Origin of the sequence: Sphingomonas sp. PP-CE-1G-424, assembly GCF_004341085.1 — a bacterium.
GTDB lineage: Bacteria > Pseudomonadota > Alphaproteobacteria > Sphingomonadales > Sphingomonadaceae > Sphingomonas.
The window spans coordinates 179,033-195,452 of sequence record NZ_SLXW01000002.1; the positions used below are offsets into that span (position 1 = coordinate 179,033).

General features: G+C 66.5%; 22 protein-coding genes. 8 read left to right on the forward strand and 14 right to left on the reverse strand.

Features of this window, described 5'->3' with window-relative positions; genetic code table 11:
- Positions 1 to 75: 75 nt before the first annotated feature.
- Genes hisA through hisB form a run of 4 tightly spaced genes read right to left on the reverse strand, consistent with a single transcriptional unit; the run spans position 76 to position 2,310 of the window.
- Positions 76 to 810: a 1-(5-phosphoribosyl)-5-[(5-phosphoribosylamino)methylideneamino]imidazole-4-carboxamide isomerase gene (hisA, locus tag C8J43_RS05905; RefSeq protein WP_120301399.1), complete on the reverse strand. Its 735-nt coding sequence runs from the start codon at positions 808 to 810 to the stop codon at positions 76 to 78.
- Entirely contained in the window at positions 807 to 1,412 is a 606-nt protein-coding gene (gene hisH, locus C8J43_RS05910; RefSeq protein WP_133030155.1) for an imidazole glycerol phosphate synthase subunit HisH, read from the reverse strand. Before hisH ends, hisA begins: the two co-directional genes overlap by 4 nt.
- Complete coding sequence (locus C8J43_RS05915) at positions 1,409 to 1,726, reverse strand: YciI family protein (RefSeq protein ID WP_133030156.1); 318 nt, start codon at positions 1,724 to 1,726, stop codon at positions 1,409 to 1,411. The genes hisH and C8J43_RS05915 overlap by 4 nt, the downstream gene beginning before the upstream one ends.
- Positions 1,723 to 2,310: an imidazoleglycerol-phosphate dehydratase HisB gene (gene hisB, locus C8J43_RS05920; RefSeq protein WP_060526386.1), complete on the reverse strand. Its 588-nt coding sequence runs from the start codon at positions 2,308 to 2,310 to the stop codon at positions 1,723 to 1,725. The genes C8J43_RS05915 and hisB overlap by 4 nt, the downstream gene beginning before the upstream one ends.
- A gap of 71 nt (positions 2,311 to 2,381) precedes the next feature.
- On the opposite strand from hisB, the gene C8J43_RS05925 reads away from it, so the two are divergent.
- The 5 genes from C8J43_RS05925 to gmk all read left to right on the forward strand — a co-directional run bounded on the left by C8J43_RS05925 (position 2,382) and on the right by gmk (position 5,749).
- Positions 2,382 to 2,867 carry a ClpXP protease specificity-enhancing factor SspB gene (locus C8J43_RS05925; protein WP_056489744.1) on the forward strand — a complete coding sequence of 162 codons (486 nt, stop codon included), beginning with the start codon at positions 2,382 to 2,384 and terminating at the stop codon, positions 2,865 to 2,867.
- A gap of 186 nt (positions 2,868 to 3,053) precedes the next feature.
- Positions 3,054 to 4,445: a class II fumarate hydratase gene (gene fumC / locus C8J43_RS05930; RefSeq protein WP_133030157.1), complete on the forward strand. Its 1,392-nt coding sequence runs from the start codon at positions 3,054 to 3,056 to the stop codon at positions 4,443 to 4,445.
- Positions 4,446 to 4,616: 171 nt separating this feature from the next.
- Positions 4,617 to 4,829 (forward strand): hypothetical protein, encoded by a 213-nt coding sequence (locus C8J43_RS05935; RefSeq protein WP_056489740.1) that lies wholly within the window; start codon positions 4,617 to 4,619, stop codon positions 4,827 to 4,829.
- The gene (locus tag C8J43_RS05940) at positions 4,826 to 5,026 is read left to right on the forward strand and encodes a hypothetical protein (RefSeq protein WP_056052077.1); all 201 of its coding nucleotides are present in this window, start codon (positions 4,826 to 4,828) and stop codon (positions 5,024 to 5,026) included. The genes C8J43_RS05935 and C8J43_RS05940 overlap by 4 nt, the downstream gene beginning before the upstream one ends.
- Positions 5,027 to 5,098: 72 nt before the next feature.
- The gene (gmk, locus tag C8J43_RS05945; protein ID WP_056489738.1) at positions 5,099 to 5,749 is read left to right on the forward strand and encodes a guanylate kinase; all 651 of its coding nucleotides are present in this window, start codon (positions 5,099 to 5,101) and stop codon (positions 5,747 to 5,749) included.
- A gap of 109 nt (positions 5,750 to 5,858) precedes the next feature.
- Here gmk and C8J43_RS05950 read toward each other — a convergent pair whose 3' ends face one another.
- Genes C8J43_RS05950 through C8J43_RS05960 form a run of 3 tightly spaced genes read right to left on the reverse strand, consistent with a single transcriptional unit; the run spans position 5,859 to position 7,410 of the window.
- Positions 5,859 to 6,539: an ATP12 family protein gene (locus C8J43_RS05950; RefSeq protein ID WP_133030158.1), complete on the reverse strand. Its 681-nt coding sequence runs from the start codon at positions 6,537 to 6,539 to the stop codon at positions 5,859 to 5,861.
- Entirely contained in the window at positions 6,536 to 6,754 is a 219-nt protein-coding gene (locus C8J43_RS05955) for a hypothetical protein (RefSeq protein ID WP_056489735.1), read from the reverse strand. Before C8J43_RS05955 ends, C8J43_RS05950 begins: the two co-directional genes overlap by 4 nt.
- Positions 6,751 to 7,410 (reverse strand): HAD-IA family hydrolase, encoded by a 660-nt coding sequence (locus C8J43_RS05960; RefSeq protein ID WP_133030159.1) that lies wholly within the window; start codon positions 7,408 to 7,410, stop codon positions 6,751 to 6,753. The genes C8J43_RS05955 and C8J43_RS05960 overlap by 4 nt, the downstream gene beginning before the upstream one ends.
- 114 nt (positions 7,411 to 7,524) lie before the next feature.
- On the opposite strand from C8J43_RS05960, the gene C8J43_RS05965 reads away from it, so the two are divergent.
- Entirely contained in the window at positions 7,525 to 8,019 is a 495-nt protein-coding gene (locus tag C8J43_RS05965; RefSeq protein ID WP_133030160.1) for a DUF1440 domain-containing protein, read from the forward strand.
- Positions 8,020 to 8,385: 366 nt separating this feature from the next.
- On the opposite strand, the gene C8J43_RS05970 is transcribed toward C8J43_RS05965, so the two are convergent.
- From C8J43_RS05970 to C8J43_RS05980, 3 genes are all read right to left on the reverse strand, one after another.
- Entirely contained in the window at positions 8,386 to 9,681 is a 1,296-nt protein-coding gene (locus C8J43_RS05970) for an RluA family pseudouridine synthase (protein WP_133030161.1), read from the reverse strand.
- Positions 9,678 to 10,052, reverse strand: a complete 375-nt coding sequence (crcB, locus tag C8J43_RS05975; protein ID WP_207893341.1) for a fluoride efflux transporter CrcB — start codon at positions 10,050 to 10,052, stop codon at positions 9,678 to 9,680. Before crcB ends, C8J43_RS05970 begins: the two co-directional genes overlap by 4 nt.
- 317 nt (positions 10,053 to 10,369) lie before the next feature.
- A complete protein-coding gene (locus C8J43_RS05980; RefSeq protein WP_133030162.1) occupies positions 10,370 to 11,098 on the reverse strand; it encodes a hypothetical protein in 729 nt (242 codons plus the stop codon).
- Positions 11,099 to 11,209: 111 nt separating this feature from the next.
- On the opposite strand from C8J43_RS05980, the gene C8J43_RS05985 reads away from it, so the two are divergent.
- A complete protein-coding gene (locus C8J43_RS05985) occupies positions 11,210 to 11,431 on the forward strand; it encodes a hypothetical protein (protein ID WP_056052052.1) in 222 nt (73 codons plus the stop codon).
- Positions 11,432 to 11,488: 57 nt separating this feature from the next.
- Here the strand turns inward: C8J43_RS05985 and C8J43_RS05990 are convergent, their stop codons facing one another.
- Both C8J43_RS05990 and C8J43_RS05995 read right to left on the reverse strand, forming a co-directional pair.
- Positions 11,489 to 11,917: an OsmC family protein gene (locus C8J43_RS05990; RefSeq protein WP_056052049.1), complete on the reverse strand. Its 429-nt coding sequence runs from the start codon at positions 11,915 to 11,917 to the stop codon at positions 11,489 to 11,491.
- Positions 11,918 to 12,023: 106 nt separating this feature from the next.
- On the reverse strand, positions 12,024 to 12,329 hold the full coding sequence (locus C8J43_RS05995; RefSeq protein WP_121884198.1) for a glycine zipper 2TM domain-containing protein: 306 nt from the start codon (positions 12,327 to 12,329) through the stop codon (positions 12,024 to 12,026).
- Positions 12,330 to 12,489: 160 nt separating this feature from the next.
- Here C8J43_RS05995 and C8J43_RS06000 point away from each other — a divergent pair, with 160 nt between their 5' ends.
- On the forward strand, positions 12,490 to 13,128 hold the full coding sequence (locus tag C8J43_RS06000) for a trimeric intracellular cation channel family protein (RefSeq protein WP_133030163.1): 639 nt from the start codon (positions 12,490 to 12,492) through the stop codon (positions 13,126 to 13,128).
- A gap of 321 nt (positions 13,129 to 13,449) precedes the next feature.
- Here C8J43_RS06000 and C8J43_RS06005 read toward each other — a convergent pair whose 3' ends face one another.
- A complete protein-coding gene (locus C8J43_RS06005; protein ID WP_133030164.1) occupies positions 13,450 to 14,046 on the reverse strand; it encodes a GNAT family N-acetyltransferase in 597 nt (198 codons plus the stop codon).
- Positions 14,046 to 15,989 carry a signal peptide peptidase SppA gene (gene sppA, locus C8J43_RS06010; protein WP_133030165.1) on the reverse strand — a complete coding sequence of 648 codons (1,944 nt, stop codon included), beginning with the start codon at positions 15,987 to 15,989 and terminating at the stop codon, positions 14,046 to 14,048. The genes C8J43_RS06005 and sppA overlap by 1 nt, the downstream gene beginning before the upstream one ends.
- Positions 15,990 to 16,420 lie beyond the last annotated feature (431 nt).

Here is a 16,420-nt window from a genome sequence, read left to right on the forward strand (position 1 = left end):
TGCGCCTCTGCGCGAACAAGTTTCTGCCTGCGGCGCTCAACTTCTCTCCGCGTCTCCGCGTCTCCGCGTGAACCATCATGCAGCCTTCGCCACGCTCAATGCCGCCGCGAGATCGAGCCGGCCATCGTACAAGGCCCGCCCCGTGATCACGCCCTCGACCCCATCCCGCACATGCAAAGCCAGCACGTGGATCTCGGCAATGCCCTTCACCCCACCGCTGGCGATCACAGGGATATCGACCGACCGCGCCAGATCGACCGTAGCGTCGACGTTGCACCCCTTCAGCATCCCGTCGCGCCCGACATCGGTGAACAGCAACGACGCCACCCCCGCATCCTCGAACCGCCGCGCCAGATCGACCGCGCTCGTGGTCGACACGTCCGCCCAGCCCTTGGTCGCGACCATGCCGTCCTTAGCGTCGACCGCGACGACGATCCCGCCCGGAAAATCCTTCGCCACGCCGCGCACGAACTCGGGGTCCTCCAGCGCCGCCGTCCCGATCACCACGCGGGAGACGCCCAGATCGAACCAGCCCTCGACGCTCGCCCGCGTCCGGATGCCGCCGCCAAGCTGCACATGCCCCGGAAACTGCGCGACGATCGACCGCACCGCGTCGCCATTGACCGAGGCCCCCGCGAACGCGCCATCGAGATCGACCACGTGCAGATGCTCAGCGCCCGCCTCGGCGAACAGCATCGCCTGTGCCGCCGGATCGTCGCCATAGACGGTCGCGCGGTCCATATCGCCCTCGGCGAGACGCACCACCTGACCCGCCTTGAGGTCGATCGCGGGAAAGATAATCAGGCTCACGGCCGCCACTCCAGGAAACGTTCGAGCAAGGCCAGGCCATAGCGCTGGCTCTTCTCAGGATGAAACTGCACGCCGATCATCGTGTCGCGACCGATTGCCGCCGTGACCGGTCCGGCATGATCGGTCGTCGCAAGCACGTCGGCGCCTTCGAACGCGAAGCTATGCAGGAAATACGCTTCGCCCGGCTCGATCAGCGGATGCGCGACGGAGGGAACGACGTCGTTCCAGCCCATATGCGGCACCTTCGCCTCCATAGTCCCCGGCTCCAGTCGTCGCACGCGCCCGGCGACCCAGCCAAGCCCGGCATGAGTCCCCATCTCTTCCCCCGCATCGGCCATCAACTGCATGCCGACGCAGATCCCGAGAAACGGCGCACCCTCGTCGCGAACCCGCCGGTTCAGCGCCTCGACCATCCCCGGCACCGCGCGCAACGCCGCCGCACAAGCGCCATACGCGCCCACGCCCGGCAACACGATCCGCTCGGCCTTCGCCACTACGTCGGCGTCCGAAGTCACGGTCAGATCGACACATCCAGCCGTCCGCAACGCGTTCTCGACCGAATGCAGGTTGCCCGCACCGTAATCGATCAGAGCAAGCGTCACGCGAGCAACTCGGCGATCCCCGGCAGGACCATGCTCGCGGTAAACGTAGTGATCTCAGCCGTCGCAAGTCCGCCGCTCACGAACGGATCGGTCGCCACCACTGCTTCGACCGCTGCCTTCTCGCCACGGATCAGGATGACGCCGCCGGTACGCGGAATTTGCCGGCCCGATGCGAGAAACACGCCTTCCGCATAGCCCTTGGCGAGCCACGCAACGTGCTCCTTCATCCGCGCATCGATCGCGTCCAGTGGTGCAACGTAGGTCAGCACGACCACGCACAACGGCGCGTCGGTCCGCGCAAAGGGCTCGCTCACAGGATTCCCTTGGTCGACGGAATCGCGTCGGCCTTGCGCGGATCGATCTCGATCGCGGTCCGCAGTGCGCGCGCGACACCCTTGAACGCCGCCTCAGCGATGTGGTGGTTGTTCGACCCGTACAGTGTCTCGACGTGCAGCGTGATGCCGGCCGCTTGCGCGAAGCTGTGGAAGAAATGCTCGAACATCTCGGTATCCATCCCGCCCAGCCGCTTCTGCGAGAACAGGTCCTTCCACACCAGCCAGGGCCGCCCGGAAATATCCAGCGCCACCCGCGTCAACGTCTCGTCCATCGGCGACAGCGCATCGCCGTACCGCGCGATACCGCGTTTATCGCCGAGCGCCTGCGCAAACGCCTGCCCGATTGCGATGCCGGTATCCTCGACGGTGTGATGCTCGTCGATGTGCAAATCGCCCTTGGTCCGCACGCGGATATCGATCAGCGAGTGACGCGACAATTGTTCGAGCATGTGATCGAAGAAACCGACCCCGGTCTCGACGTCGTACACGCCGGTCCCATCAAGGTTCACGGTGACGTCGATCGCCGTCTCGGCGGTGGAGCGGGTGATCGTGGCGGTGCGCATGCCACCTCCCATAACGTGCGCCACGACGCATGCAATCTTGACCGGCATCCGAATGGCGCTACCCAAGGGATATGACCGATGGACTGCCCGATAGCCTGATTCCGTACGACGAGATCGTACAAGAAGCCCTGCGTGCCGTGGTCGGCCGCGTGCTCGGCTCGGTCGCGGAGGCCGGCGGGCTTCCCGGCGAGCATCATTTCTACATCACCTTCAAGACGCAGGCGCCGGGAGTCGACATCCCCAAGCGCCTGATCGAGCGCTTCCCGGACGAGATGACGATCGTCATGCAGAACCGCTACTGGGACCTCATCGTCGACGACGAGCGCTTCTCGATCGGGCTGTCGTTCAATCAGGTCCCGTCGAAGCTGGTGATCCCATACTCGGCGATCACTGCGTTCCAGGACCCGGCGGTAAGCTTCGAACTCCGATTCCAGGCGCAGGAGGGGGCGGAAGACGCGCTCGGCGACCATGACGAAGCGGAAAACGATGGCCCGACCGCGGTGCCGATCGAGGACGGCTCGAACGTCGTAGCCGTGGATTTCAAACGCAAAAAGTAACCCAAACTCCCTCGCCCCTCCGGGGAGAGGGAAGGGGCCCGCCGCACTTGCGGTGGGAAGGGAGAGGGGAGTGAGGCTAAGGCCGCTTCCTCCCAAAACCCCTCACCCTTCCGTCGCCTGCGGCTCCTCCCTCCCTCTCCCCGAAGGGGCGAGGGACCCACGCAAGCCCCGGAAGGTTGACTCCGCATGACCCAAACCCGCACAGAAACCGACACGATCGGCCCGATCGAAGTCCCCGCCACCGCCTATTGGGGCGCCCAAACCGAACGCTCGATCGAGAACTTCCCGTTCGCCACCCGCGAACGCATGCCGATCGAGATCGTCCACGCGCTCGCGCTCGTCAAACAAGCCGCCGCCCGCGTAAACCGCTCCCACGGCCTCGACGAGAACATCGCCACCGCGATCGACTCCGCCGCACAGGAAGTCATCGACGGCAAGCTCGACGACCAATTCCCCCTCGTCATCTGGCAGACCGGCAGCGGCACGCAGTCGAACATGAACGCGAACGAGGTCATCGCCGGCCGCGCCAACGAAGTCCTCACCGGCACGCGCGGCGGCAAGTCGCCGGTCCACCCCAACGACCACGTCAACATGAGCCAGTCGTCCAACGACAGCTTCCCGACCGCGCTCCACATCGCAGCCGCGATCGCCACCACGCACCGCCTGATCCCCGCGCTCGACAAGCTCCACGCCGCACTCGACGCGAAGGCCAACGCCTGGGACGACATCGTCAAGATCGGCCGCACGCACCTGCAGGACGCGACCCCGTTGACACTCGGCCAGGAATTCTCCGGCTACGCGAACCAGCTCGACCGCTGTCGCAACCGCATCGAGCCCGCGATCAGCCACGGCATGGTCATCCTCGCGCAAGGCGGCACCGCGGTCGGCACCGGCCTCAATGCCCCCGCCGGGTTCGGCGACGCGATCGCGCACGAACTGGGCGAGATCACGGGCCTGCCGTTCGTCAGCGCGCGCAACAAGTTCGAAGCACTCGCGTCGAACGACCCGCTCGTCCACCTTTCGGGCACGCTCAACACGCTTGCGGTCGCACTGACCAAGATCGCCAACGATATCCGCCTGCTCGGCTCGGGTCCGCGCTGCGGCTTCGGCGAGATCGACCTTCCCGCCAATGAGCCCGGCAGCTCGATCATGCCCGGCAAGGTGAACCCGACGCAGTGCGAGATGCTGACGATGGTCGCGGGGCAAGTGATGGGCAATCACGTCGCGGTCACCGTCGGCGGCATGCAGGGCCATCTCGAATTGAACGTGTTCAAGCCGCTGATCGGCGCGAACGTGCTGCGCGCGATCGACCTGCTCGCGACCGCGATGGAAGGATTCGCGGAACGCTGCGTAGACGGCATCGAACCCAATCGCGGCCGCATCGCCGAACTGCTCGATCGCTCGCTGATGCTGGTAACGGCGCTTGCCCCGGAGATCGGCTACGACGCTGCCGCAAAGATCGCCAAATACGCCCACGCTGAAGGCCTGACGCTGAAAGAAGCCGGGCTCGCGCTAGGCCTCGTCGACGCCGAAACCTTCGACCGCGTCGTCAAACCCGAATCGATGCTCGGCCGCTGACCTTCCGTTCGTGCTGAGCGAAGTCGAAGCACCCCCGCTTGGGGCACACCCTTCGACTTCGCTCAGGGCGAACGGAAGGGTGCGGGGCAGCGCGGGGCGCCCGCCGGCAACTCAGCCGGGAACCCAATCCTCCGCCAAACGCTAACCCGCCACACGGACAGGAGAAATTACGTGGGCGCAACGACCATAGGCGCGCTGATCGGCGCAGGCATCGACTCGCTCAGCGGCGACGACGGCAACGCGGACGGCGCGATCATCGGTGCGATCACCGCCAACGTACTCAAGGTCGTCGTGCCGCTAGCCGTGACCTACGCGATCGGCTGGGCAGTGCTGCGCGGTGCAGCGGAACTCAAGGACCAGGTTTTCGGGGAGTCAGAAGCATGATCGGACGTATTATCAGTGCATTGGTCGGCCGCGAGATGGGCCGTCGCGACGGTTCGGGCGGCGCCTCGGGTGCAGTAAAGGGCGTCGTGGCGATGGGCCTGATGCGCCGCATGGGCCCACTCGGCATGATCCTCGGCGGCGGTTACGCAGCCAAGAAGGCCTATGACCGCAACAAGGCCCGCAAGGCCGGCTATTAATCCGCCTTCGTAATACCACGCGCGGGCCGCGCATGGGTTGACGCCCATATGCGGTCCGCGGCAAGGGCGCGCATGCCCCACACACTTCCGTCCGACCCGCATGGTTTCCGTCGTCGCGGAGTCCTGTTCGTCCTGTCCTCGCCGTCCGGTGCCGGCAAGTCGACCATCGCGCGCAGATTGCTCGCGGACGAGCACGAACTCGAGATGTCGGTCTCGGTCACGACCCGGTCGGTGCGACCCGGCGAAGTCGATGGGAAAGATTACCATTTCACCGATCTCGAAGGCTTTCGCGACATGGTCGCGAAGGACGAGTTCCTCGAATGGGCGCACGTCTTCAACCACCGCTACGGCACCCCGCGCGCTCAGGTCGAGGAACTGCTCGCAGCCGGCAAAGATGTGCTCTTCGACATAGATTGGCAGGGCGCCCAACAGCTGTTCCAGATCGCCGGCGGCGACGTCGTCCGCGTCTTCATCTTCCCGCCTTCGATGGAAGAACTCCATCGCCGCCTAACCAGCCGCGGCACCGATTCGGAAGAGGTGATCGAGGCCCGCATGTCGCGCGCGGCGAACGAGGTCAGCCACTGGGACGGCTATGACTACGTGCTGGTCAACGACGACGTCGACAGCTGCATCCGCGGCGTGAAGACGATCCTGGCGGCGGAGCGCCTCAAGCGCTCGCGCCAGACCGGGTTGATCGGTTTTATCCGCCGCCTGACGCGCTAACTTCACCCCTCCCTGAAAGGGAGGGGCCGGGGGTGGGTCGGCCGCTGGGGATCGCTGCGTCAGCCAACAGGCCCACCCACCCCCAACCCCTCCCTTCCAGGGAGGGGGGCTAGAGTAGTTCTAGAAACTCGACGCCCAACCCGAACTCGCGCCGCTTCAACGCGCGCAACTCCGCCGCCTGCCAGTCCTCGCCCCACATCTCGACCGACCAATCCTCATCGATCCCCGCGGCAGCCCAGGCCGCATCCGCATCGATCTCGCCCTCGATCAGCGCCAGCCCGATCACTAGCGACCCGGTCAGCGTCACCACCGGCGACAACCCGGCCAACCGAAAATCGTCATACGCCGCCACGGCCTCGTGCAGTCGCGCGATCGTCGCGTCCGGTTGCGCGACGTGCATCACGCCGGTGGTGACCGCGAACGTCACGTCATATCGCCCCCGCGCCCACGCCAGCAGCGGATCCCAGGACGCCGCCTGCCGCTCGACCAGCAGCGGCGGCCCCTCCGCGCGGTAGCAGAGCAGGTCGCTCTCGCCATACGCCGCCAGCCGCGCGGCGAACTGCGCAGGATCGTTCGCAATCGGATCGGTCGCCGCATTGGCTAGGCCCGTCAGCGGCATCGTCCGCGGATCGATCGTCTCGCCGACCGCACGCCATTCCTCCGCGACCGCCTCGGCCAGCGCATCGCTCGGCAACGCCAGCGGTCGCCGCCCGGGCGTCCGCACCGGCTTGCCGTCGAGCGTCACCACCCGATCCGCATCGATCGCGACGTCTGTCCAGAACCGCTTCACGCGTCGGGACTCCGCCAGCGATGCGCAAGGCTGCGCGGCACGATCGCGATCATCGCCATCGCCGACAGCACGATCGCCGTCCCGAGGATCTTCGGCCCCAGATCATGCGCGCGCGCGATCAGGATCAGCCCGAGCAGCGCGCCCGCAACCCCCGCCAGCCGGACGCCGACCAGCACGAACCAGCGCCGCTGCGCCAGCTTGTCAGCGTCGGTCATGGCCGCGCCACCATATGCAGCAGGTCAGGCACGGTCGTCGCAACGACATCCGCCCCCGCGTCCGAAAGCTCGTGCACGTCGTGATACCCCCACGCGACTCCGACGGCCCGCACCCGCGCCGCGCGCGCCATCGCCATGTCGAAGCTCGTATCGCCGATCATCGCGGTCGTCTCCACGGCAGCACCTGCTTCCGCGATCGCCGCGAGCAGCATCGCCGGATCGGGCTTCGACGGGTGCCGATCCGCGGTCTGCAACGTCACGAAACGCTCGGTGATCCCGTGCGCGGCGAGGATATGTGCGAGCCCGCGATCGGACTTCCCCGTCGCCACGCCCAGCGCCCAGCCGTCTGCGGCGAGCGTCCCCAGCACCTCCGCAATCCCCGCGAACAGTGGCTCGTCGGCAAGCTCGCCACTCGCGCGCATCGCATGGAACGCATTCTTGTAATCGGTAGCGAGCGAGCGGTGCAGCGCGTCGTCCGCCTCCGGCAGCAACACCTGCATTGCCTCGACGAGGCTTAAGCCCACGATCCGCCGAATGTCGGCGCGCGGCGGCGGGATCAGTCCGGCACCCTCGAACGCACGCTCGCACGCGACGCAGATATTCGCCTGGCTGTCGACGAGCGTCCCGTCGCAATCGAACACGGCAAGGCGGGTCATGAGATTTTCCAACGCATCGCCGCCTCGTAGATCACGCGTGCACGCGAGGGAACGCCAAACCGGAACGCGCACGCCTGCGAACGGTTCGTGTCGGATAGCTCTGGAGACTCAACGATGGCGCACGCACAGACCGACACCCCGAACATCTGGGCCGCCGCCGCCGCTGGCCTGGTCGCCGGCTTGGCCGCCTCGTTCGTGATGGACCGCTTCCAGGCCGGCGTCGCCGCGCTGTCCTCGTCGGAGAGCGATTCCGAGCCTGCGACTGAGAAGGCGGCGGACAAGGTGTCGCAGGTGGTGGTCGGCCACGACATCTCCGACAACCGCAAGCCGCTTGCCGGACAGGTCGTGCATTATGCACTCGGGGCAGGGCTGGGGATCGCCTACGCGGTGGCGGCGGAATACCGGCCTTCGGTGACCGCAGGCTACGGCACCGCGTTCGCTGCGGCGACGACGGCGTTGCTCGACGAGGCGGCGGTGCCGGCGGTGGGGCTGGGCGAGGCGCCGTGGAACACCCCACCGACGACGCATCTGTACAGCGCGGCGTCGCATATCGTGTTCGGGACGGTGACGGAGAGTGTGCGGCGGTTGCTGCTGGGGTGGCTGAAGTAGGGCGCTAACTGCGCTCTGTAGATTCCCCCCGCGAAGGCGGGGGCCCAGGAATCAAGCAGCGACGCGATCGTGGCTCCTGGACCCCCGCCTTCGCGGGGGAACGGCTTGTGGCAAGGCGCCTTCAACCAACTCAAACCCCACCCCGGCGAAGGCCGGGGCCCAATTGGGGCACGTCGGTAACGGAAGTCATTGCTCCGTTACCTCAACCTTTCCAATTGGGCCCCGGCCTTCGCCGGGGTGGAGCAGTATGGGAAGGTTGAGCGCACAGCTTACCACTTCACCCTCTCCCCTCAGGGGAGCGGGAAGGGGCCCGCGGCCGCTTGGCCGTGGGAAGGGTGAGGGCACGCGTCAGCCGAAGAGCATCAATTACCGAGTCCCAGGCCCACTCCGCGGGCCAGGCTTCCCAGCGCCACCCGGACGCCCACGCCCAGCCGGCTTGGCCCCCTCAACCCGAGGCCCGCTCCGCGGCGCCCCGAACTTCGACCCAGCCCCGGTCCGAGGCCCACCCGTCTTCGGCGCAGGCTTGCCCGCCGCCTTCTCCTCGACAACCCCACGCCCACGCCGCTCACCCTTACGGTCTTTCCGCACCGACTTCGCATGTGCCTTGGCCCGCGACTTCATCTGCTCGCGCGTCGGCGCGGTCTTCTCGTCGAGCACCAGGTCGTCGCCCAGCTTCTCCTCGAAGCCCAATTGCTTGAGGCTCTCCGCGAAATGCGTCGGCAGCTCGGCGGTCACGTCGATCGACCCGCCATCCGGATGATCCACCTTGATGCGGCGAGCATGCAGATGCATCTTCCGCGAGATCCCGCCGGTCAGGAACGCAGCGGCCCCACCGTACTTGCCATCACCGACGATAGGATGACCGATCGCCGCCATGTGCACGCGCAACTGGTGCGTGCGCCCCGTAAACGGCTGCAACTCGACCCACGCCGCGCGGTTACCCGCCCGCTCGATCACGCGGTACCGCGTCCGCGCCGGTGCGCCCTCGGCCTCGTCGACGTGCATCTTCTCGCCGCCGGTGCCCGGCTGCTTGGCGATCGGCAGCTCGATCATGCCGTCCTCGATCGACGGCACGTCGACCACCAGCGCCCAGTAGACTTTCCGCGCGGTCCGCCCTGAAAACGCCTTTGCGAAGAACGCCGCCGCTCGCGACGTCCGCGCCACCAGCAGCGCGCCGGACGTATCCTTGTCGAGCCGGTGGACCAGCTTCGGCCGCCCCTCGTTGTCGTACTGCAACCCGTCGAGCAGCCCATCGACATGCTGCGTCGTCTTGGTCCCGCCCTGCGTCGCCAGGCCCGGCGGCTTGTTCAGCACGAATGCCTGGAAATCCTTGTGGATGACCATGCTCTGCGCGAGTTCGGTTTCCTCGTCGGACAGGATCACGCGCTCGCGGACGCGCCTGGGCTTGTCGACGTCGGCGGCGGCCTTGTCGGCTTCGGGCGGCGGCACGCGGAGCATCTGGCCTGCCGCTATCCGGTCGCCCGGCGTCGCACGCGCGCCGTCGACGCGGAGCTGCCCGGTGCGCGCCCACATCGCCACCGTCGTGAAGCTCGTGTCGGGCAGATGCCGCTTGAACCACCGGTCGAGCCGGATGCCGTCATCGTCGAACCCGACGTTGAACTCGCGGAAACCCGTATCGCTATCGCTTTTGCCCGCAGTCATGCGACGGCCCTTACTGCGGAGAGACCCGCGAACAACGCGGCGACCGAACCGATCACCGACACCAAAACATACCCGAACGCGACGCCGATTGCGCCTCGCTCGATCATCGTGACGACGTCCAGCGAGAACGCTGAAAACGTCGTGAATCCCCCAAGCACGCCCACGCCGAGCAACAGCCGCCACGTTTCCGAAGCGGTATTGCGGGCGAGTACGCCAACCAGCACCCCCATTAGCAATCCACCGATCACATTCACGGCAAGCGTACCAAAGGGATAGTCCGGCCCCAGCAACGACAGCATCGCGCGGCCAGTCAGATAGCGCGCGCTGGATCCGACCGCACCACCGACCATGACATAGAGAAGGGGAAGCATTCTCGCGCCCTAGCGTGAATCGGGCAAAACGGAAAGGTGGGGTTGGTGGAAGGCGCGCGTCTCCCCTTGGTCAGTTCGAGATCACCGTTCGAGCCCTGTCCTAAAATGTTTCCCCGCGAAGGCGGGGACCCAGACTGGACTCCCGCCTTCGCGGGAGAACAAGGAGGGAAGAGATGACGCCACCCCCATACGCCACCACCCCGGCGAAGGCCGGGACCCAATTGGAAAGGTCGCAGTAACGAAGGACGGCGCTTAGTTAGCAACGTTTCCCAATTGGGCCCCGGCCTCCGCCGGGGTGGTGCACCTATCGCAACACCTCACCGCCCAGCGTTGGAAACCAGATCCACATCGCTCCCGCCACCAGCCCGCGCCGTCACATACACCACGTAAGCGTCGTTCCCCCGAACCCCGCCCAGCACATGCTGCTTGCCATCCGTACTATGCCCAGCCGAATACCCCGCCGCGCTAGCCTTCGTAAAATACCAGTCGAGCATCTTCTGCATCGGCGCAGCGCTCGCGAAACTCACCACGCGCAACCGACACCCGTCCCGATCCGCCCCAGCAGCCTCGGTCAACCATGCCGCCGGATACAGCGACAGGTCCGCCGGCAACCGGTTCGCCCACCCCGCCGAATAGCCGATCTTCTGCGCACAAGTCGCAGAATCCGGCGTCTTCTGCCGCTCTGCCAGCGCGCCCAGCGTCAGTGCGCCATCCGCGGATTTGCACTCCGGGCAGTCGTTCGACGGCGCCGGTGCTCGCTTCAGCGTCGCCGGATCGACCGGATCCTTCTGCAACGCCACGTCCGCGGGCACCGCACCTGGTCCGGTCTGCTGCTGCGGGCGCGTTCCACCGGTGTTCGCCGATTGCGCCAGTCGCGGATCGACCATGATCTGCGCGCCAAGCGACTCGCCGACCGCCGGATCGCGCGTCCCATTGGTCAGCTCGGCATCGAGGCTGTTGAGATTCTGCTGGTCGGTCGACGATCGTCCGCACGCGGCCAGCGCGAGCGGCAAAAGGATCAGGGCGGGGCGGAAGGGAAAACTCATCACCCGCATCCTATGCGCGAAATACGGTGAAGAAAGCGTTTTCCGCATGTCCCCAACCGCGCGCGTGACGCCGATCTTGCCCGAACCCCCGCGACTCGCCATGTTCACCCCATGCTGAACATCGTCTCGATCCTCATCGGCCTCGTCACTCTGGTGCTTGGCCTCGTCGCGTTCATCCCGTTGCTCGGCTGGATGAATTGGCTCGTCATCCCGATCGGCATCGTCGGCGCCGCGGTCGGCGCACTGTCGTCGAGCAGCGGTGGCCGCAACCTCAACATCGTCCTGATTATCATCTTCGCGCTCCGCCTCAGCCTCGGCGGCGGGATCATCTGACGCAAGAAGGGCCCGGCGTTTCCACCGGGCCCTCCTGATTGCGAAAATTACTCGCCGTTATGCGGCGAGGTTATGCTCCAGCGTGATCTCGGCGTTGAGCACCTTCGACACCGGGCAGTTCGCCTTGGCGTCTGCGGCGATTGCCTCGAACTCCTCCTTCGAGATGCCGTCGACCTTGGCGTTCAGCGTCAGCGCCGACTTGGTGATCTTGAACCCGTCGCCATCCTTGTCGAGCGTCACCTTGGCGGACGTCTCGAGCGTGCCAGCCTCATAGCCCTTGCCGGCGAGCGCGAAGCTCAGCGCCATCGTGAAGCACGACGCATGCGCGGCCGCGATCAGCTCCTCGGGGTTGGTGCCGGGCTCGTTCTCGAACCGCGTGTTGAAGCCGTAGGGGTTGTTCGACAACACGCCCGACTGTGTCGAGACATGACCCTTGCCGTCCTTGCCGAGGCCTTCATACTTCGCCGAACCGCTGCGTGTGGTCATCGTTTTGATCCTTCATCGGACAAGAAAAAAGGCGTCGCGGTTTCCCACGACGCCCTTCCACAACGCGCAACTACCGAAATAGCGACATTGATTTAGCCGATGAGTGTCAGCGGCAACGACGGTCGTTGTTGCTCGTGCCCTTGTCGATCGCGCGACCGGCGAGGCCACCGAGGACGGCGCCGCCCAGCGTGCCGACCGTGCGGTCGCCGCGGGTGTCGACCGTACGGCCGAGCAGTGCGCCGCCGACGCCGCCGATGATCGTGCCGGTCGTGCCGTTGTTCTTCTTGCAGTAGACGCGGCCGTCACGACCACGCCACTCGCGACGATCGCGCGCATCGGCGGCCGACACGGGAACGAGGACGGTCGGCAGGACCATCGCGCCAAGGCCGAGTGCGAGGATGAACTTACGCATGGATAAACTCCCGTATTGATTGATCTGATGATGTAACGAGAGGACTATACCGACGGTTTCATGAACCGAAAACAACACCGCGTTCATGTTTGTTCAGCGTATCGCGTTGGCGTTCGCACTTCCGCTTTACCGTCTGAGGTCAGGCGATTACGCCCCCCTGATGCTGCCCGTTCCGCTGCCCGTCGAGATCCTGCCCGTCGCCGCGCCGTGGTTCGACCTCGCCGGCCTCGCGGTGTTCGCCGCGTCGGGCGCACTCGCCGCGGCCAAGCGAGGCCAGACGTTCGTGACGCTGGTATTCTTCGGGCTGATCACCGGTGTCGGCGGCGGCACGGTGCGCGACCTGCTGATCGGCGCGCCGGTGTTCTGGGTGCATGACGCGCGGGCGGCGAGCGTGTGCCTCGGCATGGCGCTGCTGATCTGGGTGACGCCCGAGCGCTGGTGGAAGGGCGAGGCGCTCGGGTGGTTCGACGCGGTCGGGCTCGCGGCGTACGCGGTGTACGGCGCGGCCAAGGCGCTCGGCTATGGCGTGCCACCGGTGCCGGCGGCGCTGATGGGGGTGATGACCGCGTGCGTCGGCGGCATCATCCGCGACGTGCTGGCGGGCGAGCCGTCGATCCTGATGCGGCCGGAGCTGTACGTGACGGCGGCGGCGCTGGCGGCGGCGAGTTATGTCGGGCTGGTGTTGCTGGGCGTACCGCTGAGCTGGGCGGCGGTGATCGCGGCGAGTGCCGGGTTCACGCTGAGGGCGGCAGCGATCCGCTTTCATCTGGCGCTGCCTGCGTACGGTGGACGCCGCTAACCTCGTCCGCGCCAAGTATGTTTCCCCGCGAAGGCGGAGACCCAGTCTGGGCTCCCGCCTTCGCGGGAGAACAAGGTAGGGTGGGCGGTTGAACCTGAGCCGACGGTTGTCGCTCGTCGGCCTGATCGCTGCTCATTGGAGAAAGCGCCTCCCAACACCGCCACCACCCCGGCGAAGGCCGGGGCCCAATTGGGGGACGTTGCTAACGACGGACCGCGCTACGTTACTACAACCTCACCAATTGGGCCCCGGCCTTCGCCGGGGTGGTGTGAGTGTTCGCGCGAGCCTTCTATAATCCTTCTATAATGAGGTGCGGAAGCTTTACCCCCGCACCACCCCGACATCCGCAAACCGCTTCGGCTCCACCGGCGGCACCGAAGGCTCGGTCAGCGCGCACTGCCAATGCCCGACATCGATCCATTGCCCGTTCTTGTAGCCGACCTCGCGGTACACTCCCGCGCGTCGAAACCCGACCGCCTCATGCAGCTTGATCGAGCCGTCGTTCGGCAACGCGATCGCCCCTATCGCCTGCGTAAACCCCTGCGCGCGCAGCGTATCGATCAGCGCCTCGTACAACAGCCGCCCCGCACCCTGGCGCTGCGCCGCATCCGCGACGTAGATCGTCGTCTCGCACGCGAACCGGTAGGCCTCGCGCTTGTGGAACGCCGACGCATAGGCATACGCCAGCACGCCACCCTCCGAGCCGATCGTCGCGACCAGCCACGGGTACAGCCCGTCCGACACCGCCATCCGCGCGCGCATCTCGCCCGCATCGGGCGCCTCGGTCTCGAACGATACCGTCCCGACCAACACGTGCGGCGCATAGATTGCCGCGATCGACGCGGCATCCTCGGGCACTGCCGCCCGGATGACGATCCCGCCGCCGTTGCCGACTGCCCGAGACGCGGGGGCCACCATCAGAACCCGATCCGTGCCAGCAGCAGATCGAGCAGCTTGGCATCGCCGATGTCCGCGGTCGTCGGTCCCATCCCGCCGCACTCCAGGCAGCGGACCTGGATCGAGCCCGACGTCGCCAGCCGCTTCATGTCGCCGACCGCCCGTGCGAGCATCTGGCGACGATCCGCCGCGACATGCGCGAAGGCGTCGCCGCCGCCGGCATCATCGTCGCCGTCATTGCCGAAATCCTGCGCGATCGCCGCGAGGAAGCCCGGCTTCTTCTCCAGATACTCGGCATGCACCTTGGCGGGATCGAGCTTGGCGCGCTTGGCGGCCTCGTCGATCGCGTCCTGCAACGTCCCGAACCGGTCGACCAGACCGATCTGGCGTGCGGTGCCGCCATCCCAGACGCGGCCCTGGCCGATCTCGTCGACCCGCGCCGGCGTCATCTTGCGCGACGCGGCGACGCGCTCGAGGAATTCGCGATAGCCGTTCTCGATGCCGGCCTGTGCGATCGCGTCGAACATCGGCGTGGTCCCGCCGGTGACGTCGGGCTGGCCCGACAGCGGCGTGGTCTTCACCCCGTCGCTGGTCACGCCGATCTTGGCGAGCGCGTTCTCGAACGTCGGCACCACGCCGAAGATACCGATCGAGCCGGTGATCGTGCCGGGCTCGGCGAAGATCACGTCGGCGGGCGTCGACACCCAGTACCCGCCACTCGCGGCCATGCCGCCCATCGACACGATCACGGGCAGTTTCTGGCGCTTGGCTTCGAGGATCGCGAGTCGGATCTGCTCCGACGCCATCACCGATCCACCCGGCGAATCGACGCGCACGACGAGAGCCTTCAGTGTCTTCTTGGCGAGCCCATCGAGCACCGCCTTCTCGATCGTCTTGCCCGCCGCCTTGCCGGGGCCGCCCTCGCCGTCGACGATATCGCCGGCGATCGTCAGCACGCCGATCGCGTCGCCCGCGGTGGGGAGGGGGTTCGCCTTCACCCAGGCATCGTATTTGATCGCGGTGTAGTTACCCGCCGGCTTGCTGGCGTCGCTGCCGGCGATCTCCGCCACGCGGCGCCCGAACGCGGTCCGATCACCGAGCTTGTCGACGATGCCTGCGCGCAGGTTTGCGTCGGCGATGTTGCCGTTCGCCGCGAGGATCACCTTGTCGGGCGCGCTCATGAACTGCGCGATCTGTGCCTTGGGGCGTGCTTTCGCGACGGCCTCACGCCACTGCGAGAATAGCGTCCCGTACAGCGCAGTGCTGGCGGCGCGCGCGTCGTCGCTCTGGTCGGCCCGCGTGTAGGGCTCGACGAACGACTTGTAGCGGCCGACGCGGTAGACGTGCGCATTGACGCCGAGCTTGTCGATCAGGCCCTTGTAATAGAGCTGGCTTCCGCCGGGCCCCATGAAGATCGTGCCGCCCATCGGGTTGACCCAGATCTCGCTCGCATTCGCCGCCAGGCGGTATCCGCCATCGGTGTACGCCGTCGCATAGGCGAGCACCGGCTTGCCGCTCGCCCGCACCCGCGCCAGCGCATCGCCGACCTCGCCCAGCGCCGCCGGATACGCACCACCGAAGCTGTCGAGATCGAGCACGACCACTTTCACGCGCGCATCGGTCCGCGCGGTGTCGATCGAGCGGACCACGTCGCGCAGGCGAAACTGCCGGGTCCGGCTCTGCCCCGAAAGTGCGGCGAACGCGGCCTGTTCCTCGGGCTGCTCGACGATCGAGCCGTTGAGGTCGAGCACCAGCGCACCGTCCTTGATCGCCGTCGTGCTCTGCCGCGCGTTGAGCGCCGCGAAGATCAGCCCGAAGAACAGCAACATCGCGATCAGGACGAGCGCGTCCTTGATCGCCACGAGGAACTTCCACACACCTCGCACGAGCCGCCATTTCTTCCGCGGCGGGCGGGCAGGGTCGACATAGGAGGGGGCGTAGGACGGCGCAGCGGTATCGGTCATGACACGAGAGCTAGAGCATGCGCGGACCGAGGTAAATGCCCTGTATTACGGTGCCAATACAGAAGCGTTGTAGCGCGCCCATCTATCCCAATCACCACGCAATCCCCTCCCACTTGCGGGAGGGGTTAGGGGAGGGGAGTCCCACAAGCACCCGCCCAAGAAACCCCTCCCCCGACCCCTACCGCAAGCGGAGCAAAAGGCAGCATCGACCCAACTCTCCTAGTTCTCCTGCGAACGCAGGAGCCCAGGATACCAAGCACCGCCCTCCGTGACCCTGGGCTCTTGCGTTCGCAGGAGAATGGCAGTGCTATCGTTCAATGCCTCTCAGCCACGATACCCGAATACCACGCCCGTCCGAAAAAAATTCGCCCCCGGAACCTTTGACATGCCGCACCCCGAGGCACATATGCCGTCCGTTGGCACTCGATAAC